Consider the following 22,713-nt stretch of genomic DNA (forward strand, 5'->3'; position numbering starts at 1 on the left):
AGGCTAAATCACTGTTTTATCGAGATTAATTTAGATTACATATTACTAATATATCTAGCGATGGAACTTGTAGGAAGAAAGAAATATAAGACTTAAGTATAAAAAGGCCCCTTTCGGGGCCTCAAAACTGTAATTTTAACAAAATATATAATGATAAAGCGTATTTAATAAGCAGAAACACTCGCCCTTTCCGTAATTAAATTACAGAAAGCGAACGCAATTACTCATATTTGCGTTCGCGCTTAGTTTCAATGGCATCAATATAAGCATGCCATGACGCGTAGCCGACAATGGGCATCAATACAATAAATCCGACAAAGCCGGTAACAAAGCCAATCGCAACAGTGGTGAAGATGATAGCCCCCCAAATAAGCATAGGGACTTTGTTTAACCAAACAGCGTTAACGCTGGTTAATACGGCGGTAGCAAGGTCAACTTTACGTTCCATCAAAATAGGTTGGGTAAACGCCGTAATGAAAAGCATAGCCAATGTAAAACCCGCACCAACAATTGTGCCTAGCGCTAAAAACGGTAACAAGCTTTCTAAGTCGTTTTCTATATAAGGCGGATAAAGCGCGTGGATTAGCGATGCGACACGTAACCAAAATATCATCATCACCATAAGCAGTATGGCAAAGCCCCACTCGTTAAATGCATTTCGGCGCATTGCGCGTAAAGAGTGGCGTAGCGTGGGCTTGTGGCCTTTTTCCATTTCCCAGCTCACATCATAAAGACCAGCAGCCAGAAATGGACCTACCAACATAAAGCAAACAATGGCGGGTAAAATAACTAAGTGCCAACCTGTCATTTCAACCAAGTACATAATGAACCACGGAATAACCGCGAAAAGAACGCCATAAAACAATGTGAGACCTGGTGCGCGCATAGCGTCTCGTAATGCCAATGACAACCATTTTATAGGGTCGCCAACGTCTAATTCTTTACAGGGAATAACGCGTGCTATACCGCTTTGCGTGATTGCATTCTCTGGTGTTTCTTTGAAATGGTGCGACATATTCTTATCACCTCTGCTTGTTAGCCTGTTTGTTACTAACGCGTTTTTTATACACGCCTTACTACTACGATAGGCGCTGAATGAAAAGTTCACAAGCTATTAACATAAATTTTATACTTAAGTGACAAGCGGATCATTCATCTCGTTATGTGGTTAATAAATAACCACTTGGTGAAAAAAGTAGTGCTTAATGCAGAAATACTGCAAAAAGGCCATCGCATATGGCTCTGTATTGCGATAATCTCAGGGTATGTAAATCAACCAGATAGACCATGAAAACTGTATCTCGCTCACATAAATTAGATAACGTTTGTTACGACATTAGAGGCCCAATCGCTGCGCAAGCACGCAAAATGGAAGACGAAGGACACCGCATATTAAAGCTGAATATCGGTAACCCTGCCCCATTTGGATTTGAAGCCCCTGACGATATCGTAAAAGACGTTATTCATAACCTGCCTACGTCTCAAGGATATTCAGACTCGACAGGAATTTATGCTGCCCGTGTGGCCGTGATGCAGTACTACCAGCAGCGAAACATTAAAGACATCCGTGTAGACGACGTTTATATTGGTAACGGCGTATCTGAGTTAATTATGATGGCAATGCAGGCGCTACTTAATCATGGCGATGAAGTGCTTATTCCAAGCCCTGACTACCCGCTTTGGACAGCAGCAGTTAGCCTCTCGTCAGGTTCACCCGTTCATTATCGCTGCGACGAGCAAGCAGGCTGGTTCCCAGATATTGACGACATAAAAAGTAAAATCACCAGTAAAACCCGCGCGATCGTACTGATCAACCCTAACAACCCAACCGGCGCAGTTTACGACAAAGCCCTTTTACAAGATGTGGTTGAAGTCGCCCGCGAACACGGACTTGTTGTATTTAGCGACGAGATTTACGACAAAATTCTTTACGATGAAGCAAAGCACACCAGTATTGCTTCACTGGCTGACGATGTGTTTTTTGTTACCTTTGGCGGCTTGAGCAAAAACTACCGCGTGGCGGGCTTTCGTTCAGGTTGGCTAGTTGTCAGCGGAAATAAACGCCTGGCATCGGACTATATTGAAGGGCTTAATATTCTGTCTTCCATGCGGATGTGCGCTAACGTACCTTGTCAAAGCGCTATCCAAACGGCATTAGGCGGCTATCAGAGTATTGACGATTTGGTAAAGGAAAACGGGCGTTTACGCATTCAGCGTGACGTGACTACAGATATGCTAAACGGCATTGACGGTATTTCTTGCGTTAAACCTAAAGGTGCCATGTATTGTTTCGCTAAAGTGGATGAGAAGAAATTCAACATTCAAAACGACGAACAAATGGTGCTGGACTTATTAAGCTCTGAAAAAATTCTGCTGGTACATGGTCGCGCGTTTAACCTTACTGAAGGCACGTACTTCCGATTAGTATTTTTACCGCACAGCGATGTATTGGTGCCTGCGCTGCATCGTATTGGCAACTTCTTTAGAACGTATAAGCAAGGGGCGTAATGTGTCTGATAAAAGTCACTTTTTTGCGCACCTGGCGCGCTTAAAGCTTATTAATCGCTGGCCGCTAATGCACAACGTACGCACAGAAAATGTGCAGGAGCACAGTTTGCAGGTGGCCATGGTTGCCCATGCGCTTGCTTTAATAAAAAATAAGTTTTTTGGCGGCACACTGAACCCTGATCGTATTGCTACCATGGCAATATTTCACGACGTGTCGGAGGTACTCACCGGAGACCTCCCTACCCCAGTGAAATACTTTAACCCTGCGATTAAAGAAGAATATAAAAAGATCGAAAAAATTGCAGAGAACAAGCTAATTGAAATGGCACCAGAAGCATTTCGAGAAGACTACGCTGCGCTTATTGATCATCACTACCATAGTGAAGAAGAAGCTTTTATTGTCAAAGCAGCAGACGTACTTTGCGCTTACCTTAAAACCCTTGAAGAATTAGCTGCTGGTAACCAAGAGTTCAAGCTGGCTAAGAAAAGATTAGATAAAACCCTTAAAGAATATCATTCTGAAGAGGTGGACTACTTCTTAACGCGTTACGTACCAAGCTTTTCTTTAAGTCTTGATGAAATTACGCAAGACGATATGTGAGCGAGGCGGCTAACAGCCTATAAATCACTATACTGACGAATAGAAGTAGCATACACAGCAAGGCAGCGAGGTTTTTTTGGCAACAAGCGATTGGGAATTAGCATTACACGAGCGTCGTTTACCCCGTAGCGAAACAAGAGACGGCGATCATCGCAATCCATATCAACGTGATAAAGCGCGCGTTCTTCATAGCGCCGCCTTTCGTAGATTGCAGGCAAAAACCCAGGTGCTCGGTGTGGGGCTGAGCGACTTCTATCGCACTCGACTAACACACTCTCTAGAAGCCGCCCAAATTGGCACCGGTATTACCGCCCAACTTTGGGTGAAATTTCCAGATATTGCCTCGACGTTAGCGCTTGATCCTACGTTAATCGAAACCCTCTGCTTGGCTCACGATATTGGTCATCCCCCATTCGGCCATGGTGGTGAAATTGCGCTTAATTACATGATGCACCAATACGGCGGGTTTGAAGGAAACGGGCAAACCTTTAGGATCATCACTCAGCTAGAGCCCTATACCGCCGAACACGGCATGAATTTATGCAGAAGAAGCGTGTTAGGCTTGGTTAAATATCCGAATTTTATCGATGCCCTTCATAGTAAAGGACCTACGCCAGAGCGCCCTGTTTCACTTCGTCAGGTAAAGGCCCACGACTGGCATCCGCCAAAAGGTCTGTTTCGCTGCGATGAGCCCCTATTCGACTGGCTACTTGCGCCATTTAGCAATGAAGATAAAGATGGGTTTATGCAGTTTACTGCAAAACTGAATGCACACAGTAAAACGCAATTTAAATCGTTCGACTGCTCAATTATGGAGCTGTCTGACGATATCGCCTATGGCATTCACGACTTAGAAGATGCCATTGTAATGGATATGGTCGACAAGCATCACTTTGTCGAGGATGTAACCACGCCGCTAAAAGCGCTAGATGTACCGTGGCTGTCAGACAATATAGAAGTGCTAACCAATAAGCTATTTAGCGCTGCACATCACGAAAGAAAAAATGCCATAGGCGCGCTGGTAAATAGCTTTATTACAGCTATTGAAATAAGAGGCGTTGAGGGTTTTGCTCATCCGTTACTGGCGTTCAACGCTGTGATGCCTGAACAATTTGCGCAAGCTCTAGAGCTCTTCAAACGCTTTGTGTTTAACAAAGTAATACGCCGCCCCGATGTGCAGCTTCTTGAATACAAAGGACAGCTGGTGGTTATGGAGCTTTTTGAAGCCTTTGCATCAGATCCCGACCGCTTACTTCCCGAGAACACGCAAGTTCGCTGGCGCAAGGCCTGTGAGAGCGGCAATGGTATGCGCGTTCTCGCCGACTATATATCGGGTATGACCGATGAATTCGCATCTCGCCTATACAGCAATATCTTTTCACCTAAACAAGGCGGTATTCAAGATAGTTTGCATATGTAGATTGTTTTGTTTTTCCAAATTAATTGAAATGAAAAGACCGTACTCTCGGTCTTTTTTATTATGTTGAACTTACTCGTTACATTAACGTAGCTAAATGTACTGGGCGAAGTGACGACCATTTCTCATAGTCTTATCATAATTTAGGTGACGTAATGCCAAAACCATTTAAACCCTCAGTAAAATTAACCGATAACGACGTAACTAATGAAGACGTTTACAAGAGTCGCCGTACATTGCTCAAATCTATGGGCTTTGTGGGAGCGTCTACGCTGTTGGCGAAGTCGGCAGGCGCTGCCGGTTGGTTTTGGGAAGATGAAGAAGAGAAGGCAGCGTTTAAGGGAAAGGCGCTGGAGTTTAGTCAGCCCCCTAAGTTTCAAATAACGGAAACCCGAACGCCTGAAGATAAAGTGACCAGCTACAACAACTTCTATGAGTTTGGCACATCTAAAGATGCACCAGCCAAAAATGCGACTGAATTTCAAACTAATCCATGGACGTTAAAAGTTGACGGGATGGTTAAAAACCCCATTGAGCTTGATCACGATGCCTTAACAAAGCGTTTTCCCCTTGAAGAACGCATTTACCGCTTGCGCTGTGTGGAGGCATGGTCGATGGTGGTTCCTTGGATTGGGTTTGAGTTGGGGGCGTTGTTAAAACAAGCCGAGCCATTAATGTCAGCCAAGTATGTGGCGTTTGAAACCCTATACGACCCTGAGCAAATGCCCGGTCAACGAAGCCGCTTTACCGGTGGTGGTATTGATTACCCTTACGTAGAGGGTTTGCGTCTTGACGAAGCCATGCACCCGTTAACGCTCATGTCGGTTGGTCTTTACGGGAAGACCTTGCCACCTCAAAACGGCGCGCCTATCAGGCTTGTTGTACCGTGGAAGTATGGTTTTAAGAGCATTAAGTCTATTGTGAGAATTCGCCTTACCGACAAGAAGCCGCCTACTACATGGAATCGACTGGCCGCCAACGAGTATGGCTTTTACGCCAATGTGAATCCAAACGTGTCGCACCCAAGGTGGAGCCAAGCCAGCGAGCGTAGAATAACCACAGGTGGGCTACTCGCCAGAAATCGCATCGATACCCAAATGTTCAATGGCTACAGCGAAGTCGCGCCGCTATACAAAGATATGGACTTATCCCGTTATTACTAGCTTGTACTTTTTATTGGGCTACGAGTGAATAGCTAGCCCTTCTTATCAATATCACTTAACTAGAGTTTTTAAATATTATTATTAAGTTGTTCATTTAATGCCGTTAAGAAAAAAACCATTTCGACTCGCTGTATGGCAGCGCCGCAGCCTAAAAGGTCTTATTCACCTTTTCGCATTGGGCTATATCGCCTGGTTGTTTTTTGCAGGGGTAACCGATCAGCTTGGTCCAGACCCTGTAAACACGCTCATCAATGAGACTGGAACTTGGGCAATTCACTTTCTTTTACTAACGCTTACTCTTAGCCCACTTGCAAAATGGCTACCAAGCCCAGAACCGATGCAATTCAGACGTATGATTGGCGTATACACCTTTGTGTACGCCTTTGCACACCTGCTCACATACATTGTGTTTGAAATCCAGCTTGATATGGCACTAGTGGCTAGCGAGATAGTAAGCAGGCCATACATCATTGTTGGCATGGCAGCGTTACTTCTTCTTTTTGCTCTCACCGCTACGTCGTTCAAGCGTATCCAGCGCAACATGGGAAAAAAGTGGCAGAAGCTTCATAACAGCATTTACCTGATCCTGCCCCTTGCACTACTTCATTTCAGCTGGTCGCAGAAGACGTTTTGGCAAGAGCCCGTTTGGTATTGGATGATTGGACTGATATTAATGAGCCCAAGAATGAAGCAGTGGTATGTGACGTATCAGAAGAAAAGTCAAAAGAAGTCGAGAGACAAAAACGCAGTGGCGTGAAAAAACTAAAGTCGAAAACCTTTTAAACGAGCACGTAAAGCAGCGCAGCATAACGCGCTGTTTTGCTAAGCGTTACCGCAAGAATAAAAAACCAAAATGGGCTTCTAAGTACACCTGCTACTAAAGTAATAGGGTCGCCAATAATAGGTACCCAGCATAAAAACAAGCTCCACTTCCCCCACTTTGTAAAGGTGTAGCTTGCACGGTTAAACGCTGCTTCGCTCACTTTTAACTTATCGGTCGCAATTTCTTTTCCGAACTTGAAGCCCAATGCATAATTAACCACCGAGCCGAGTACATTTCCTAACGAAGCAACAACAAGCAACAACACCCAGCTCAACCCACTACTGTATAAAGCACTAAGCACAATTTCAGAACTAAAAGGCAATATAGTGGCAGCCAAAAATGCCGATAAGAACATCCCCAAGTAGCCTAAATGTATTAATGCGCTCAACGCTCCTCCAGCTTTATACAGTAGTTTTCTATGTAAAATTCGCGCGCATCTTACCTTAATCGGAGTATGAATACTTCCTTCAGAATTCGAAAGCACAAAAAAAACATTATCTTTTATATAGTTACTGACAAAGCACCAATTTGTGTGAAAAAAGTACAACTAAATACTTGCCAAATCCCTCTTTTATGAATACTGTATAAACATACACACTGTATAAGTAACCAGTATCAATTAATAACAATATTCCTGAAGTTCGATTTATGAACTTAAGGGCAAATGCATAAAGGGTTTTACTATGAACACATCTTCAGTTTCACGATTTAATGCTTTGCGCGCTTCGGTTTCAAATGTTGTTCAACTACCTTTGCCGATAGAAGGGTTTCCTGGCGAAAAACAAGGTAATGGAAAAGGAAATAACGACAAAGGTTGGAATTATCTGCTTTCAAATACGGTGTCGTTTTCTAAATCTGTAGATCACGCTATCCGTATTCAGAAACCTGAAAAAGAAAAAATGCCTGAATGGATCAGTAAGCTGATTACAGGTGGCCAGTGTAAAACACTGTATGTGGAAAACATCGATTTAGACCTTCAACCAACAGACAGTGAAATGATTAGAAAGCTGTGTGAGCTTTACTCTGTCAGCCTGGTGAATGTGCGTGTTAACAGCATTAATGACGAACAAAACGTAGCATTAGGCCCTTGGTAATACAAAGCCTGTTTATGCTTACATTTTACGTTTGCCTGAGTAGCGGTGCGTAAACAAAACCTAAATATTTATTTTCATACAACTCTTTGGCGTGGAATCTCTGACATGTACCCTTTGGCATGGACCGCCAAGGAATCTTTGAATATCGGCAACATTTACGTTTAAAAAAGTTGGGGCTCACGCAACTTATACTTATACTGTAGCGCTTTGTTTTACTCTTAAACTGCGAGTTGTCTTATGCGCTGTTACTGTTGCTCATCAAAACCCTTCGACGAATGCTGCGAGCCTTTTATTAAGGGTGATAAACACCCTAGTTCTGCAGAGCAACTTATGCGCTCCCGTTTTTCAGCCTACGCTAAAGCGCATTATCAATATATTCTTGAAACCTACACCAAAGAAAAGCAGCAGGGTCTTTCTGTAGAAGATTTGGCGCAAAGCGCACAAGGTGCGACATGGTTCGCGCTTAAAGTACACCCCACTCTAGCGGCTAGCTCCGTAGATAACTCCGTAGATAGCTTGGTAGGTAACTCGGTCAGTAGTACTGAAGAGAGTTCGATAGACAGTTCTGTACATGCTGACGCTAAAGTCGAAGCGCAAACCAACGCCGAGGCAATCTCTAAGACTAATTTAAAGTCCATCTCCAAACCCATCACCAAACCCAATAATGCCATTGTTGAATTCACTGCTTACTATTTTGAAAATAAAAGCATGTATCAGCTTCACGAAACGTCTAATTTTAGTGTTGAAGACGGTAAGTGGCGTTATCACGACGGCGTATTACACGACGACTGCGGCAAAATTAAATACGGGAGAAACCTACCTTGTGTTTGCGGTAGCAACAAAAAATTCAAACAGTGCTGCGCAACTAAGAGCCGCTAACCCAGTGGCAATAGCTAACCTTACTCCCTTCCCTGCGCATCTTGATTGTTCATCTTTTCTCTCGCTCCCACATAAAATAGGACACACTATGAAGATGAAGAAACATGCGGCAGGCGTTTTAATAGGCGCAGCACTGAGTACATTAAGTTATCAAAGCTATGCCGACGTTATACTACACGCATTTAACTAGACCTACGACGACGTAGCCGCAAAAGCCCAGGAAATTGCGGACCTTGGTTACACCAAAGTACTTGTTTCGCCTGCTTATAAATCGACAGGTGATCAGTGGTGGGCACGATATCAACCACAAGACTATCGAGTTATTGATAATCCACTTGGTGACACTGCTGACATTCAAGCGATGGTTATATGACCAACTATCATATCAACGCGGTGTTCGACAGCAATATAAAAAACGGCGCGCATGTTTTCGGAGAAATAATTACCACAGGCGGTGCAGGCTCTAGTGAGTATGATAACTTCCTTGCACCTTATTTATCAGCAACAGGTCACTCGGCCTACGACTTCCCGCTTTTCGCGCAAATACGCAGTGCATTTAGCTTCGGTGGTTCGATGAATGCGTTAGTTGACCCAGGTGCATACGGTCAGGCTTTATCAGGCGACAAGGCCATCACATTTAGTATTACCCACGACATCCCGCTAAACGACGGCTTCCGCTACCAGTTACTTGACCCTACCGACGAACATTTGGCACATGCCTATGTACTAGGGCGTGACGGTGGTGTTCCATTACTGTACACAGATAACAATGAAAGTGGTGATAATCGTTGGGTAGATTTGTACAAGCGTGATGACATCAAGGGTATGGTTAAATTCCATAACGGAGTTCAGGACAGTGGCATGCAAGTGGTAAGTCATAATGACTGCGTTATTTTCTTCAAGCGTGACCATCAAGGCGTTGTGGGTATTAATAAATGCGCAGACGGCCAAGATATATGGGTAGATACATCTACGGACAATTTGTGGTGGTATAGAAATTACCGCGATACGTTAAGTAATGATGTGCAATATATTACAACTCAGTGGCACAAGTTCTATGTACCAGGAAGAAGCGCCCGAATGTGGCTTATGGAATAACCCACTGTTAACAAGAAAAGCCTGAACATCGATTGTTCAGGCTTTATTGTTAAGTTACCCACGTGTCAGGCTTGTAGGATCAGGGCACAAGCACCATCTTACCTTTCACTTCCCGGTTCATTACCTTGGCCATGGCTTTCGTTGCTTGTTCTAAGGGTAATGCTTCATCTACGACCACCTTAACCTTACCTTGCACATACCAAGTTAAAAGCTCTTGCATGTTTTCCGCGAAGCCTTTTGGATCGTGCTGAGTAAACGAGCCCCAAAATACGCCCATAACCGAATAGCCTTTTACCAGCGCTAAATTAACCGGGAATTTCGGGATCTCACCGCCAGCAAAGCCAACCACAAGTAAACGACCTTCCCATGCCATACTGCGGCTGCAAGCGTGGAATGTGTCACCGCCAACGCATTCATAAACTACATCGACACCTTTGCCGCCTGTGACTTCTTTCAGCGTTTCTTTGAGATCTTTTTCTTTGTAGTTAATTAAAACGTCTGCGCCATACTCTTTAGCAAGCGCCAGCTTTTCTTCTGTTGAGCAAACTGCAATAACTTTAGCGCCCATAATCTTGCCTATTTGCACTGCTGCTAAGCCAGTACCACCCGCTGCGCCGGTTACAACCAGTGTTTCGCCTGGCTGCAGTTTTGCGCGCTGCTTTAACGCGTGATGTGCTGTCGCATGCGCAGTTACAAGAGCAGCCCCCTCATTAACATGGATGGGATCAGGTAACGGCATAACATGAATGGCAGGGATCAGCGCTTTTTCTGCGTAACCACCTAAGTTAGACAACGCAATAACTCGTTGCCCTTCTTTTAAATGGCTTACGCCCTCACCTACTTCAGATATGGTGCCTGCCACTTCATTGCCAGGAATAAACGGGAAGTCTGGCTGCATTTGATACAGACCTTGCACCAATAGTCCGTCTGGAAAGTTCACCCCTGCGGCTTCAACATTTACGACTACATGCCCTTTTTTTACTTGCGGGTCTGCAACGTCTTTAAATTGAAGTTCTTCAAGTGGTCCAAAAGATTCGCATACAATTGCTTTCATACTGTCTCCAGTTGCTTTGTTCGACGAGCACGCTATTGATAGCATGACCTGTCATTAAATAGGTTATATGGCGTTTATTCGCTTTGGTGAATGGTTTGGTTCGCAATTTGCGCCAGAGGTCGCACCATTGCGCCTAATTGCATAGCCTTCTCGCTTGACGCATTGCCATCGTGTGCGCGTTTTACCACGCCTTGTAAAATAGCGGCTAAACGGAAAAAACTAAATGCGAGGTAAAACGTCCAATTGCTAATGGCATCAATACCTCTTCGCTCGCAATACGCATTGATATATTCTTGTTCACTTGGAATGCCTAACTGCTCTCTGTCTAAACCACCTAACCCAGCTGCGTGCGCAATGTCAGAGGGAAGGCGCAACTGCATACATTGGTAAGCCAAATCGGCATACGGATGCCCCAACGTTGATAATTCCCAATCAAGCACCGCGACTACTCTTGGGTTTTTAGGGTCAGACATATCAAACATCATGTTGTCTAAACGAAAATCGCCATGGACCAACGAGACTTGACCATCATCTTTTGGCAGGTTGGCCTCAAGATACTGAATAAGACTTTCAATTTCTTCAACATGCTCAAGTTCAGATGCACGATACTGTTTTGTCCACCTGCTTAGCTGACGTTCAAAGTAGCTGCCAGGCCTTCCATAATCGCGTAAGCCTGCGCTTTCAATATCTACACTGTGAAGCGCTGCAAGCACTCGGTTCATTTCATCATACATGGCACCACGAGTAGCAGAAGATGCTATTTCAGGCAGTGCGCTATTCCAGAAAATGTCACCTTCAACATAGGCCATAATGTAAAACATGCTACCGATTATGCTGGTATCTTCACATAAATGGTACGCTTTGGGCACAGGCACTTCTGAGCCCTGCAACGCGTTGATAACGCGAAATTCTCGGTCAACTGCATGGGCCGATTTCAGTAATTTGCCCGGAGGTTGACGGCGTAATACATAAACGCCGTTATCCGTAGTAAGTTTAAACGTCGGGTTCGATTGCCCACCCGCAAATTTCTCAGCGCTTTTGACGTGCCCAATACTCGGGCACGCAGAAGATAAATACGAATTCAGCACTGCTAAATCTATGACATGTGGGGCTCTCGCATTGTCTTTAGACACATTCACTCCTTACCCGTAATTTTTTGTATTGTTTATTTACAACACTGACTTATTCAGCGACTGCTTTTTCAGCAATAAGATTACGACCTAACTGCATCATGTGAACCTGATCAGGGCCATCTGCCAGCTTGATAGTACGCGCATAAGCGTACATGGCAGACAATACGAAATCTTGGCTTGTACCTGCAGCGCCGTGCATCTGAATGGCTTGGTCGATAACGTTACAGGCCATAGTAGGTGCAACTATCTTGATAGCAGCGATAAGGTCGCGCGATACTTTGTTGCCATAGCGATCCATCTTATCAGCCGCTTTCAACGTAAGCAGACGCGCCTGTTCAATATCACAGTGCATCTGCGCAATGCTTTCTCTAACCGATTGCTGTTTTGACAACGGCTTGCCAAACGCCACTCGGCTTTCAACTCGTTCACAGGCCATATCGAGCGCGCGCTGTGCACAGCCAATAAGGCGCATACAATGGTGAATACGGCCTGGGCCTAAGCGCCCTTGTGCGATTTCAAAACCACGCCCTTCACCAAGCAGTAAGTTTTCTGCCGGTACACGTACGTTTTCAAACAAGACTTCAGCATGACCAATAGGCTCGTCGTAATAGCCCATTGCTGCCATTGGGCGAACAATAGTTACACCCTTGGTGTCCATAGGAACTAAGATTTGAGACTGCTGCTGGTGACGAGGCGCATCGAAATCAGTTTTGCCCATTACAACCATAATCTTACAGTTTTTATTCATAGCACCGCTGGTGTACCACTTACGGCCGTTGATAACGTATTCATCACCATCGCGCTTAATGGAAGTTTCGATGTTAGTCGCGTCACTTGATGCCACTGCAGGCTCTGTCATAGCAAAGGCTGAGCGTATTTCCCCGTTTAAGAGAGGCTCTAACCACTGCTTTTTCTGACTCTCGTTACCGTATTTCGCCAGCACTTCCATATTGCCGGTATCTGGCGCACTACAGTTGAAGATTTCAGAGCTAAATAAAACTCTGCCCATTTCTTCACAAAGTGGTGCATACTCTGCGTTAGTCAAGCCCGCGCCATATGGCTTATATTCTTCAGGTAAAAATAGATTCCAAAGACCCGCTTCTTTTGCACGCTTTTTCAATGTATGCATCATTTCAGGCGTTTTCCAACGACCTTTGCCATTGTTGGCAGAGCCATTTTCTACGGCGTGAATGTATTCCTTTTCAATTGGATACACTTCTTCTTTCATAAACGCTTTTAGTTTTTCTAAAAGTGCTTGGGTCTTTTCATTATATTCAAAGTTCATAACTGCCCCATTTAGCTGTAGGTAATGGCGTGTAACCTGTCAATCACATCCAGGTGAGGTACGCTGTTGAAGTTATTAAGGTGAACGCCTCGCGCATTGGCAAAGCATTGAGAAAAACTGGCATTTCGGATCTGCAAATTCATATTCACAACGGTGGCCGCATCGTAGCCAAGAATGTGTTTGAGCATCATGGCAATTGCACCGCCAGAACTCACAACGAGAACACGCTTCGCATCTATACTTTGAAGGTGCGTGAGCATACTGTGAACTCTGTCTTCGAACTGACCCCATGTTTCATCAAGGAGTTCATGCGCCAATTCGTCTTGCGACCAGGCAAGCATTGCTTTTTTTAGCAATCGGTAATATTCAGAAGGCGAAGCACCTTCAGGTACTTTTGCTTCTGGGTAGCGTGTTAAATAGGCGGTAGCCACTGCCTGAAAATTGAATTCATTCAGTGCGCTATTCACTGTAACTTCAGGTAGCGTATAGTCTTCAGTAGCAATACCCGAGGCAATACCGTCTTTGGTTTCGTGATGCCTTACCATGTCGCCAGAGAAAACTGCATCAAATTCAACATTGCGATGCTTGAAATAGTCACCAAGCCAAATGGCCTGTTGCCCACCCAGTTCACTAAGTTTGTCATAGTTCGCTTTGCCAAAAGACGCTTGACCATGTCGCACTAAATAGATGTCTGTCATACCGCTGCCTGATGTTATTAATATGTTAACTTTCAACCAACATACTAAGGAAAACAGCGATATAAGTTTAATTGATATTTTGAATGAGTATGCATCATGTGAAACTATTCACTGCCAAATATCTGTTCGCTTTTTGCACGTTGCGAACAAAATTTGACATGATAGCTTCAAATGCGTGCAATATATGTTCATTAGATTGTATAGTGAAAAGGCACTACACGACGTCATAGGGAAGTTGGCGTATTTAAAATGTAAAGGACTGTACGCATTTGGACGCGACCTTGTCGTGATTAATTTTGTTTAAAGCCCCCGCTTTTGAAAAATAAAAAGAACCAAAATGAAGTCACTTGCACACGCTTTGTCTTGTAATAGCTTAAGCATATCTACACCACAAAACGCCATTACGCGTTGCCTGTGTAGTTCGCCGTTTATTGCCTCTATTGTTTCGTCGACACTTGCTTTGGCTCCCCACGCTCACGCCGATGAGAATGCTCTATCTACTCCGCATAACAAAAAGGCGCTGGAACACATTGTTGTACAGGCGCAAAAGACCAGTCAAAACTTGCAAGATGTGCCCGTTGCGGTCACTGCGCTTTCAGGTCAAGACCTAGTTGAAACAGTTAGCCGAGATGTGTTTGACCTGCAAAACTACGTACCTGCTTTTGGCGCGTTTCAAAATCAAAGCGTAACAAATTCAGGGTTTTCAATACGCGGCATTGGCACGTCTTCACAAAACTTCGGCTTCGAGTCTTCGGTGGGTTTATACGTAGATGGTGTGTACCGAGCACGACAAAACGCGTTAATAAACGACTTAGTCGATATTGAATCCATAGAAGTGTTGCGTGGGCCACAGGGCACACTATTCGGAAAGAATACCGCCGCTGGCGCAATGACGTTAACTACGGTCGCACCTTCACACGACGAGCGCGACGGCTTTGCCGAAGCCATCATCGGCAATGATAACTTGGTTCGTTTAAGCGCTGGCTCGTCGTTTTCGCTAATCGACGATGTACTCGCCATGCGAGTATCTGGCTTTAGTTCTCACAGTGACGGTTTCATTACCGACGAGCGCAGCGGACAAACCCTAAATAACCGTAACCGTTCTGCGATAAAAGCACAGTTGCTTTACACTCCAACAGATGAAATTAGCGTGCGACTTATTGCTGATTACGGCGAGCTAGACGAACGATGCTGCGGCGCACTTACTTTTCAAAACAATATTCAGGCTAATGACATAGCGGGTAAATTCGGCACTGATGCGCTGCTGCTACAACCGCCGTTTAATGCAACTATTTACGGGCGCGATAACTTTTATGACTATAAAACCTCGCTGTCGCAAACTCCCCTTTCAAAAATGAAAGACAAAGGACTATCAGTTCAAGTAGATGTGGCATTAAACAAAGCATGGGATTTTGTGAGCATAAGCGCGTACCGCGCGTTTGACAGCTTAGATACGGTAGATACCGACTTTTCTGATGCGGACCTTCTTACTGCCACTAACGACGCCAAGCAGCAGTCGTTTTCTCAAGAAATTAGATTACATTACACCAGTGAAAATGTACGCGGTTTAATAGGTGTTTACTATTACAGCCAAAACTTAGATCTAACCTTTGATACTACCACGCAAGATGATTTTAGTGCGTTCTTTAATGCCGCCGCGCCCGATCTGCTGCCTTTGGCTAACGCCATCAACGAGCTATCTGCAGTTACATCAGGCTTTATTGCGCCTGCTGCAGCACCCGCGCCGTCCGGTACTGCTTTCGCGCACAGCGCCTATCAAGAGCAAGATAGTATTGCTTTATTCTCTCAGCTGGATTGGCTGTTAAACAGTGATTTCACCTTAACAACGGGCTTACGCTATACCCGCGAAGAAAAGTCGATTATCGGAGCCTACGATGAGCAAGGGCCTGGTATTGATGGACTAACTCACGACCCAGCGCAATGGCCTAATGTAGGTCGTGCTGTAGTGGGGTTACAAAACATCGCTGCTGCGTTAGCGGCGGGACAAGCTCCTACAGCACAGTCCCTTAACGCAATAGCACCATTTCAACAAGCGGGCTGGGGATATTTTTTCTTGGGATCTGCAGCGGTTATGCCGCGCCCTGACTTAAACGAAGAGCTTGATGATTCACAGTTAACCGGCACGGTAAAACTGGCTTATCACCCTAATGACAACACGCTAACCTACGCTAGTTTTGCGACTGGTTACAAAGCTGGCGGTACGAATACCGACAGAATCTTACCTTCGCTTAGCCCGCTTTTTGATGCTGAAAAATCGCGAAGTGCTGAAATAGGTATAAAACACGATTTTGAAGAATACGGCGTGCGCGTAAATGCTGCGGCGCACTATACACAAATTAGCGACTTTCAGGCGACGACCTTTACCGGAACGGGGTTCAACCTGCAAAATGCGGGCGATATCATAGTCAAAGGTGTAGAACTTGAAGCAACTTGGCTAATGACTGAAAATACCGAATTACACGCTGTTGCATCGCGCACATTGGCGAACTTTGATGAGTTTAAACGCGGTACGTGTTGGGTTGCTTACACGTGGCACACGGGCATTGACGATCCGGGCCGAGTGGAGCCGAACGACCCGTTCTGTTCAAGAGACGGAGACCGCGTAGGCTTCGAGCCTCAGAACTCACTATATCTTATGCTGAATCACTATTTCGAAGTTGGGAATTATCCAGCCTCCGCCAGTATTGACTACCAATACACGGGCGACGTATTTCTTGATGATGCGAACGACCCGTACAAATACGCTGACGACTTTTCATTATTTAACATTCGCGTAAGTTTCACTATCCCACAATGGGATAGCGAAATTATTGCGTGGTCGCGCAACGTTTTCGATGAAGAGTACGTTGCACGAAGTGGCTTTGATGTACCCGTACAAACCGGAAAGATCATGGCCTACCCAGGCGCGCCGAGAAGCTTTGGCGTTACCTTCAGAAAGTCTTTCTAACGCTTTAAATGCGTAGGTTTGGTATGAAACACCGCATGGCACTGAGCAATAACAGACAGTGCTATATGTTCTGGTAGCTCACCACCAATGTCGAAACCAGCGGGGCTTGCGAAATACTGAGTAAAGTTGGTATCGCCAAGCCCGGCTAAATCCATAATTTCCTGCTTACGGTGCAGTGGACCGAGCATTGCCGTATAGGTTAACGATTGCTTGCTTAGCACCTGCAGCGCCTTTGCATCAATTTCTCGATGATGGGACATAAGCACCGCCGCTTGAATGTTATGTTCGCCCATGTGAAGACGTAAGCCTTCAGTAGACGGGTCTTCAATCAAGTAATTTACCTCGGGAAAATGTTCAAGTCTTGCTTGTGCAGGCCTTGGATCCCAAAGACTTACTAAATAGCCCTGCAAACTAGCAAGCTTGGTCATAAAGGTAGCGTCGTATCCACCTCCAACAACAAGTAGGTGGATAGGCGGCAGCATCAAAACCGACAACATGCGCTTGCCATCAACGGTGTCTAGCACAGCTTTTCTAGGTTTAGCAGAATGGTCTTCCAATTCCGTGCAATCACCTAAAGTACCGTCTACCGCGCAGCGCCACTCACACGCTTTTCCGTTTGATAAGCTTTTGCTAACCACATCCAACGATAAATACTGGTTACTCTGGTTAACTGGTACGAGTGCTAAGTGCACCACACCGCCGCATCCTACACCTAGTTTAAACGCGATGTCTTCTTCATCTTCATCGTCGTAAACCGCGGTACGACTAACGCCGTCGGTCATTACTCGCTGGGCTTTTTTAACGATGTCACTTTCTAAGCAGCCGCCGCTTAATATACCTAGCTGATGCCCTGCATCACTAAACAACATCATGGCGCCTGCTTTTCGATAGCATGAGCCTTCGGTTTTAAAAATGAAACCTAGCACCCATTTGTGCTTGTTTTTAAGTGGAAGCCACTGGGCCAACAAATGGTTAACGTGATTACTCATAACTACCTCTACACCCGTTTAACCTGCTTATTGCTGTGATGCTGCTTGGGCAATAAATGCAGCCAATGTTGCTGGCTCTTGCGCACCAGCCACACCCTGATTACCGATCACAAAAGTAGGTACACTTTGGATACCGCGCTGCATCCAAATAGTTTCCTCCTCACGCACTGCTTGCGCGTATTTTTCACTTTTAATTACTGCTTCAGCTTCGGTTTTGTCGAGGCCCACAGACTCGGCCAATTCTACTAGCACACCAAGATCGTTCACGTCTTTACCATCAGTGAAGTAAGCGTTAAACAAGCTAAGCTTCATTTCTTCTTCAAGACCGTTTTGTGCTGCAAAGTGAATAAGCTGATGGGCTTTAAAAGTATTCTGCATACGGGAGTCGTCAGTGAAATTAAATGCAAAACCCAACTCTTTACCCGCTTGTACAAGTCGTGCTCGGTTCTCCACGCTTTGCTGCTCACTAATGCCGTATTTTTCCATTATATGCTCGCGAAGGTTTTGCCCGTCTTCTGGCATATTGGGGTTTAACTCGAACGGGTGAAACTTAATATCTACTTCAATGTTATCAAGGGTTTTAATGGCTTCTTGCAAACGCTGGTACCCAACAATACACCATGGACATACTACGTCAGAAACCATATTAACTGTTACACTCTGCATACCGCTCGCACTTTGTACACCTTGCTCATTTGCTGCCATGATAGGCCTCGCTTTTTTTTGAATTCATGAAGATATAAGGGCTTAGATAAGGTTACAAAAAGAAACTTCAACCCCACACTGCGATTATTTCGTCGCAGTTACATCAGTTTCTGCTGTGACTTTTGTTGTCGTGCCCATTGTGGTGCTGTAAAGCGTGGAAAGTTTTTCAAGGGCTGAGTGTGCCCATATTTCATAGCCTTTCGTGGAGGGATGAAAGCCATCTTCTGCCATCAAACCACTTTGCTGAATATCCGTCATAGTTCCGCTCACATTAAGTGCACTAACATATAATATGTCTGCGTTAGCCCGGGCTGTTACGCTATCAGCCAAAGCTTGGTTTAGTAACCACGCGCGGTAACCTAATAGTGCACGCAAAGGTTGCGGAAGCGCTGGAAAGCAATGAATTGGCGGTAGCGCAGTAAATAATATTGTTTCGCACCCAAATTTATCTGACAGTAGCGTACTAATAGCATCGATGTTTTGTCGCCACCGTTTCAACGGTACAAATTTGGTCACATCGTTAACACCAATAGAGACGAGCACCGACGAAAAGTACTCGGCAGGCATTTCATGAAGAAGCTTGAGCACATCTTCACTTTTAAAACCTGTTTTAGCATTCAACGTCACTCGCGTTGGCCCATGCTTAACAAGGTTTGAGTACAGCAGACCTGTGAGTGCCCCCATTTGCGTCGTTGCACCAACACCAGCGGCGGCAGAATCGCCTATAACCAAAACGTTATTAGTTAGCAGCAATTTACTATCGGCAGAGGTTAATACCCGCTCGCCGTCGGGCTCTGGTAGTACAGCGGTCTTCTTCCTCACCCACAATGCTTGAAGCAAAATGACTGGAAGAAGTAAAACAATTATCAGGTTTAATACCAAAACCTTGAAGTAGATCAAATCAGCCTCCTAAGCAATCCATTAAGCTTTAACCATCGAATTGAATTCGCGCCTAGATATCTACATATAAGTGCAGAGCCAATATGACAATAATTGCCGTACAACAACGTCCTGTATCAATCATTACCAAATATGCGTTGAATGCTCCTCGCTATACCTCTTACCCTACTGCACTTAAATTTGAACCGCTACAAGATGACATACTTCCACAAGCACTTGCAGTGTCAAAAGCGCCGGCAGTAAGTCTCTACGTGCACATTCCATTTTGCAAAACGCTGTGCTACTACTGTGGCTGCAATAAAATGGTGACACGTCACAATGAAAAAGCGGACGAATATTTAGATTACATAGAAAAAGAAATTCTGTCTAAGCGTTATTTAACCGACGGCAGGCGCGCAGTTTCTCTGCACTTGGGTGGCGGTTCACCCAGTTTTTTGAGCGAGACTCAGCATACTTATTTAATGTACCTGCTTAAGAAACACTTTACCTTTGAAGCAGGTGCTGAACTGTCAATTGAGTTAGATCCCAGAAATATCGATAAACGCTATCTTCAAAACTTAAAATGTCTCGGCTACACACGCATTAGCTTTGGTTTACAAGATACTGATTACAATGTTCAGAAAACCATAAATCGCGTACAAAGCACGTCTCACATTGCCGATTTAGTATTCGAGGCTCGGTCGCTAGGTTTCGACTCAGTCAACTTAGATCTAATTTATGGTTTACCGAATCAGTCAATTGAAACGTTCTCATCAACCATCGCCGCAACAAAAGCCATGATGCCAGATCGTATTTCGCTTTTTAGCTATGCACACCTTCCCGAGAGGTTTGCAGCGCAGCGTAAATTTGCTGAAGAAACACTGCCAAGTAGTGAAGAAAAAGCGGCGCTCTACAAGCTTGCCGTTAACAGCTTTACAAACATAGGTTATGAAATGATTGGTCTTGATCATTTTGCCTTAAGCAAAGACTCACTGGCTATTGCGAAAAATAAAGGCGAGCTTCACCGCAACTTTCAAGGGTATACCTTACGTGGCGACACCGACCTTATAGGGTTCGGCGTATCAGCCATTAGCACGGTAGGTAATGCCTTTGCGCAAAATGCTAAGGAGCTAAAAGAATATTACCATCGCTTAGACAACCACCTGCCCAATGCGAAAGTTGGACTGTCATTAAGTGTCGACGACCTTATTCGCAGAGACGTGATTTCTAGCTTAATGTGCAATTTAGCGGTAGACAAGCAAGCAATTGCCGACAAGCACCACATCATTTTTGATGAATACTTTGCTTCAGCCTTAAACAACCTTGAAGAACTTAAAGAAGACGGGCTTATCGAAACGACATCTCGGTATATTCGAGTGCCAGAGTCTGCTCGCATTTACATTCGGGCTATTTGTGCGCGTTTCGACGCTTATTTGAACGCAAGTGAAATACTCAGTAGCTACTCCAAAGCCATTTAAACCTAGGGCAATTTAAACCGCGCAATCACTTGCATCCCTACATCAAGCTTAAGACGCGATAGAGAGATACAGCTAATGCTGGCATAAAGGGATTGGTTACTGCCTAGTACATCAAGTTTTAACAACACTTTCGCGCTGTTTACGGTCGCTAGCTTTTTAGAAGTTAACTTTGTATCTGCGAGTTTTGTATCGGCGTTATTTTCAGGCTCGTTCAGGGGACTGAGTGGATTCACCACGGGTTCGATGCTAGATATAACACATGGCAGCGCATTTAAAATACTGATTGTGCGGGCATTGCCAAAGTCAGCAATATTGGTATCGATACTTACATCACAAGCTTTAACTGCAAAACGAACAAAAACTTGCTCACCGCTTTGCTGAGGCAAATAGGACACTGATTCTGCAGTGACGAATATCTCGTGCCCCGCTACCTCAACGCGCTCAATGCCGTTTTCCGACTGGCACTGCTCATTGCCTTGTAAGGTTAGAACATTTTGATCTTGTTGCATTTGGCTACCGTGTTTGTAGCTGACAACGGCGTTTTGTGACTGGTTGCCGTCGTGTGCTTCGCTTTGCCCAGTAACTTTAAATCCCTCAAGTACGCTAGACGGTGTCGCAAATCCCTCTTTTGCGAATACTTGAGTCAATACATCGCGCGTTTTTCCACAAAGCTCGGTGCGACCTTGGTCAATAAAAACCAACTCATCGCTGAACAAGGCAAGGTCATCTAAATCGTGAGAAATCACAAGGCATATGAGCTTCCCCGACACACACAAATTGTTCAAAAACTGGTAAATTTTGCGACGGGTAAAGATATCAATCGCGCTTAGCGATTCATCTAGCAATAACACATCTGGTCCATTGACCAACGCCCGTGCAATCGCGACCCGCTGCGCTTCTCCGCCAGAAAGCGCTTGAACTGGCTTATCAATTAAATGTTCGCAATAACAGCCGCGCAAACACACATCGATAGACATTGCATTAGGGCTTGCGTGACGCTGCGCAAGGGCTAAATTACCGCGCACATCGGTATGGGGAAATAGCATGGGCTGCTGAAAAACGATGCCGACCTTTTGAGAGGTCCACGGCGTTTGCACTTCTGCGCTTTTTTCTACGCCAGCTAGGGCGCGAAACAAGCTGCTTTTTCCCGCACCTGATGGACCGGTAATCCCAATGAATCGGCTTTGCGGCTGCAATGAGATTAGTGCGTTAATGCGATTAGAAAGTCGCGCAGATATTTGCATGTTAACGCGCCTCATCACTTCGTGCGACACCGTTAAAACGATAGAGCGCCGCAAGCATCACAAATGAAAAAATAAGAAGGGCCAACGCAAGGTTGTGTGCACTGTTATATTCCAACGCTTCTACCTGTTCATATAGCGCGATAGACAGCACCTGAGTTTCTCCAGGAATATTGCCACCTATCATTAATACTACGCCAAACTCGCCTATGGTATGTGCAAAGCTTAAGCCTAATGCCACCACGATGGGCGCTTTGCTTAAAGGAAGTACTATTTTTATAAACGCTTCAAAGGCCGAAAACCCCAGCGTCTTTGCTACATCTAAATAACGGTTATCCAATTGTGAAAAGCCGCTGTACAAAGGCTGCAGAGCAAATGGTAGGGAGTAGATGACAGACCCCAACACCAAACCTTCAAAGCTAAATGCTAAATTGCTCCCGGTTAGGCTTTGCCATCCCTGCCCCAACGCACTTTGCGGCGAAAAAGCAATAAGCAAATAAAACCCCAGCACAGTTGGCGGTAACACCAAAGGCAACGCGAGTATCGACATCACCAAAGGCTTAGCTTTGCTCTGCCAGTTCGCTAAAAACCACGCTAGCGGCAATGCGATTAACAACAGCAAACCACTGGTTATAAAGGCCAGCTTTAAGGTAAGTAATATAGCTTCAAGTGTCGATGCCCCGAAGAATTCTGTGAGCAT

Annotated in this window: 21 protein-coding genes; 10 read left to right on the forward strand and 11 right to left on the reverse strand. The window is 45.0% G+C overall.

Annotated features, from left to right (window positions below; translation table 11 throughout):
* Positions 1-220: 220 nt before the first annotated feature.
* Entirely contained in the window at positions 221-1,015 is a 795-nt protein-coding gene (locus MHN02_RS12665) for a DUF2189 domain-containing protein (RefSeq protein ID WP_039216461.1), read from the reverse strand.
* 272 nt (positions 1,016-1,287) lie between these two features.
* On the opposite strand from MHN02_RS12665, the gene MHN02_RS12670 reads away from it, so the two are divergent.
* The 5 genes from MHN02_RS12670 (at position 1,288) to MHN02_RS12690 (ending at position 6,446) form a co-directional block, all read left to right on the forward strand.
* Positions 1,288-2,508 carry a pyridoxal phosphate-dependent aminotransferase gene (locus MHN02_RS12670; protein WP_014976750.1) on the forward strand — a complete coding sequence of 407 codons (1,221 nt, stop codon included), beginning with the start codon at positions 1,288-1,290 and terminating at the stop codon, positions 2,506-2,508.
* A 1-nt stretch (position 2,509) separates the two neighbouring features.
* Positions 2,510-3,109 (forward strand): 5'-deoxynucleotidase, encoded by a 600-nt coding sequence (gene yfbR, locus MHN02_RS12675; RefSeq protein ID WP_012519109.1) that lies wholly within the window; start codon positions 2,510-2,512, stop codon positions 3,107-3,109.
* A 76-nt stretch (positions 3,110-3,185) separates the two neighbouring features.
* Positions 3,186-4,529 carry an anti-phage deoxyguanosine triphosphatase gene (locus MHN02_RS12680; protein WP_239246469.1) on the forward strand — a complete coding sequence of 448 codons (1,344 nt, stop codon included), beginning with the start codon at positions 3,186-3,188 and terminating at the stop codon, positions 4,527-4,529.
* A 152-nt stretch (positions 4,530-4,681) separates the two neighbouring features.
* Positions 4,682-5,689, forward strand: a complete 1,008-nt coding sequence (gene msrP / locus MHN02_RS12685) for a protein-methionine-sulfoxide reductase catalytic subunit MsrP (RefSeq protein WP_039216463.1) — start codon at positions 4,682-4,684, stop codon at positions 5,687-5,689.
* 97 nt (positions 5,690-5,786) lie between these two features.
* On the forward strand, positions 5,787-6,446 hold the full coding sequence (locus MHN02_RS12690; RefSeq protein ID WP_039216464.1) for a protein-methionine-sulfoxide reductase heme-binding subunit MsrQ: 660 nt from the start codon (positions 5,787-5,789) through the stop codon (positions 6,444-6,446).
* A 22-nt stretch (positions 6,447-6,468) separates the two neighbouring features.
* Here MHN02_RS12690 and MHN02_RS12695 read toward each other — a convergent pair whose 3' ends face one another.
* Positions 6,469-6,867: a YqaA family protein gene (locus MHN02_RS12695; RefSeq protein WP_014998633.1), complete on the reverse strand. Its 399-nt coding sequence runs from the start codon at positions 6,865-6,867 to the stop codon at positions 6,469-6,471.
* Positions 6,868-7,195: 328 nt separating this feature from the next.
* Here MHN02_RS12695 and MHN02_RS12700 point away from each other — a divergent pair, with 328 nt between their 5' ends.
* The 3 genes from MHN02_RS12700 (at position 7,196) to MHN02_RS12710 (ending at position 9,583) form a co-directional block, all read left to right on the forward strand.
* Entirely contained in the window at positions 7,196-7,606 is a 411-nt protein-coding gene (locus tag MHN02_RS12700) for a hypothetical protein (protein WP_039216466.1), read from the forward strand.
* A gap of 237 nt (positions 7,607-7,843) precedes the next feature.
* Positions 7,844-8,485: a YchJ family metal-binding protein gene (locus MHN02_RS12705; RefSeq protein WP_272492361.1), complete on the forward strand. Its 642-nt coding sequence runs from the start codon at positions 7,844-7,846 to the stop codon at positions 8,483-8,485.
* Positions 8,486-8,854: 369 nt separating this feature from the next.
* Positions 8,855-9,583, forward strand: a complete 729-nt coding sequence (locus tag MHN02_RS12710) for a hypothetical protein (RefSeq protein WP_239246473.1) — start codon at positions 8,855-8,857, stop codon at positions 9,581-9,583.
* Between the two features lie 79 nt (positions 9,584-9,662).
* On the opposite strand, the gene MHN02_RS12715 is transcribed toward MHN02_RS12710, so the two are convergent.
* The 4 genes from MHN02_RS12715 to MHN02_RS12730 all read right to left on the reverse strand — a co-directional run bounded on the left by MHN02_RS12715 (position 9,663) and on the right by MHN02_RS12730 (position 13,753).
* The gene (locus MHN02_RS12715; protein ID WP_239246475.1) at positions 9,663-10,637 is read right to left on the reverse strand and encodes an NADPH:quinone oxidoreductase family protein; all 975 of its coding nucleotides are present in this window, start codon (positions 10,635-10,637) and stop codon (positions 9,663-9,665) included.
* 74 nt (positions 10,638-10,711) lie between these two features.
* Positions 10,712-11,770 (reverse strand): phosphotransferase family protein, encoded by a 1,059-nt coding sequence (locus MHN02_RS12720; RefSeq protein WP_239246477.1) that lies wholly within the window; start codon positions 11,768-11,770, stop codon positions 10,712-10,714.
* Between the two features lie 49 nt (positions 11,771-11,819).
* Positions 11,820-13,055 (reverse strand): acyl-CoA dehydrogenase family protein, encoded by a 1,236-nt coding sequence (locus tag MHN02_RS12725; protein WP_239246479.1) that lies wholly within the window; start codon positions 13,053-13,055, stop codon positions 11,820-11,822.
* An 11-nt stretch (positions 13,056-13,066) separates the two neighbouring features.
* Positions 13,067-13,753 (reverse strand): histidine phosphatase family protein, encoded by a 687-nt coding sequence (locus tag MHN02_RS12730; RefSeq protein ID WP_014949763.1) that lies wholly within the window; start codon positions 13,751-13,753, stop codon positions 13,067-13,069.
* Positions 13,754-14,090: 337 nt separating this feature from the next.
* On the opposite strand from MHN02_RS12730, the gene MHN02_RS12735 reads away from it, so the two are divergent.
* A complete protein-coding gene (locus MHN02_RS12735; RefSeq protein WP_239246481.1) occupies positions 14,091-16,721 on the forward strand; it encodes a TonB-dependent receptor in 2,631 nt (876 codons plus the stop codon).
* Here MHN02_RS12735 and MHN02_RS12740 read toward each other — a convergent pair.
* The 3 genes from MHN02_RS12740 to MHN02_RS12750 form a co-directional block, all read right to left on the reverse strand.
* On the reverse strand, positions 16,718-17,710 hold the full coding sequence (locus tag MHN02_RS12740; RefSeq protein ID WP_239246483.1) for an XdhC/CoxI family protein: 993 nt from the start codon (positions 17,708-17,710) through the stop codon (positions 16,718-16,720). The genes MHN02_RS12735 and MHN02_RS12740 overlap by 4 nt on opposite strands.
* Before the next feature lie 27 nt (positions 17,711-17,737).
* Positions 17,738-18,415, reverse strand: coding sequence for a DsbA family oxidoreductase (locus MHN02_RS12745; protein ID WP_239246486.1), 678 nt, complete (start codon positions 18,413-18,415; stop codon positions 17,738-17,740).
* Between the two features lie 84 nt (positions 18,416-18,499).
* A complete protein-coding gene (locus MHN02_RS12750) occupies positions 18,500-19,315 on the reverse strand; it encodes an SGNH/GDSL hydrolase family protein (RefSeq protein ID WP_061486008.1) in 816 nt (271 codons plus the stop codon).
* 83 nt (positions 19,316-19,398) lie between these two features.
* Between MHN02_RS12750 and hemN the strand changes: the two genes are divergently transcribed.
* A complete protein-coding gene (gene hemN / locus MHN02_RS12755; RefSeq protein WP_239246489.1) occupies positions 19,399-20,772 on the forward strand; it encodes an oxygen-independent coproporphyrinogen III oxidase in 1,374 nt (457 codons plus the stop codon).
* Positions 20,773-20,774: 2 nt separating this feature from the next.
* On the opposite strand, the gene MHN02_RS12760 is transcribed toward hemN, so the two are convergent.
* Both MHN02_RS12760 and modB read right to left on the reverse strand, forming a co-directional pair.
* Entirely contained in the window at positions 20,775-22,016 is a 1,242-nt protein-coding gene (locus MHN02_RS12760; protein ID WP_239246491.1) for an ATP-binding cassette domain-containing protein, read from the reverse strand.
* Position 22,017: 1 nt separating this feature from the next.
* Entirely contained in the window at positions 22,018-22,713 is a 696-nt protein-coding gene (gene modB, locus MHN02_RS12765; protein WP_039236000.1) for a molybdate ABC transporter permease subunit, read from the reverse strand.

The organism is Alteromonas sp. CNT1-28 (assembly GCF_022348345.1).
Lineage (GTDB): Bacteria > Pseudomonadota > Gammaproteobacteria > Enterobacterales > Alteromonadaceae > Alteromonas > Alteromonas macleodii.

Bases quoted from the DNA above. Each gene is read 5' to 3' on its own strand.
- MHN02_RS12690 (WP_039216464.1), top strand. From the start codon at position 5,787: ATGCCGTTAAGAAAAAAACCATTTCGACTCGCTGTATGGCAGCGCCGC.
- MHN02_RS12740 (WP_239246483.1), bottom strand. From the start codon at position 17,710: ATGAGTAATCACGTTAACCATTTGTTGGCCCAGTGGCTTCCACTTAAA.
- MHN02_RS12705 (WP_272492361.1), top strand. From the start codon at position 7,844: ATGCGCTGTTACTGTTGCTCATCAAAACCCTTCGACGAATGCTGCGAG.
- MHN02_RS12725 (WP_239246479.1), bottom strand. From the start codon at position 13,055: ATGAACTTTGAATATAATGAAAAGACCCAAGCACTTTTAGAAAAACTA.
- msrP (WP_039216463.1), top strand. From the start codon at position 4,682: ATGCCAAAACCATTTAAACCCTCAGTAAAATTAACCGATAACGACGTA.
- hemN (WP_239246489.1), top strand. From the start codon at position 19,399: ATGACAATAATTGCCGTACAACAACGTCCTGTATCAATCATTACCAAA.
- MHN02_RS12715 (WP_239246475.1), bottom strand. From the start codon at position 10,637: ATGAAAGCAATTGTATGCGAATCTTTTGGACCACTTGAAGAACTTCAA.
- MHN02_RS12670 (WP_014976750.1), top strand. From the start codon at position 1,288: ATGAAAACTGTATCTCGCTCACATAAATTAGATAACGTTTGTTACGAC.
- MHN02_RS12735 (WP_239246481.1), top strand. From the start codon at position 14,091: ATGAAGTCACTTGCACACGCTTTGTCTTGTAATAGCTTAAGCATATCT.
- MHN02_RS12695 (WP_014998633.1), bottom strand. From the start codon at position 6,867: ATGTTCTTATCGGCATTTTTGGCTGCCACTATATTGCCTTTTAGTTCT.
- MHN02_RS12665 (WP_039216461.1), bottom strand. From the start codon at position 1,015: ATGTCGCACCATTTCAAAGAAACACCAGAGAATGCAATCACGCAAAGC.
- MHN02_RS12700 (WP_039216466.1), top strand. From the start codon at position 7,196: ATGAACACATCTTCAGTTTCACGATTTAATGCTTTGCGCGCTTCGGTT.
- MHN02_RS12710 (WP_239246473.1), top strand. From the start codon at position 8,855: ATGACCAACTATCATATCAACGCGGTGTTCGACAGCAATATAAAAAAC.
- modB (WP_039236000.1), bottom strand. From the start codon at position 22,713: ATGCTCACAGAATTCTTCGGGGCATCGACACTTGAAGCTATATTACTT.
- MHN02_RS12745 (WP_239246486.1), bottom strand. From the start codon at position 18,415: ATGGCAGCAAATGAGCAAGGTGTACAAAGTGCGAGCGGTATGCAGAGT.
- MHN02_RS12730 (WP_014949763.1), bottom strand. From the start codon at position 13,753: ATGACAGACATCTATTTAGTGCGACATGGTCAAGCGTCTTTTGGCAAA.
- MHN02_RS12760 (WP_239246491.1), bottom strand. From the start codon at position 22,016: ATGCAAATATCTGCGCGACTTTCTAATCGCATTAACGCACTAATCTCA.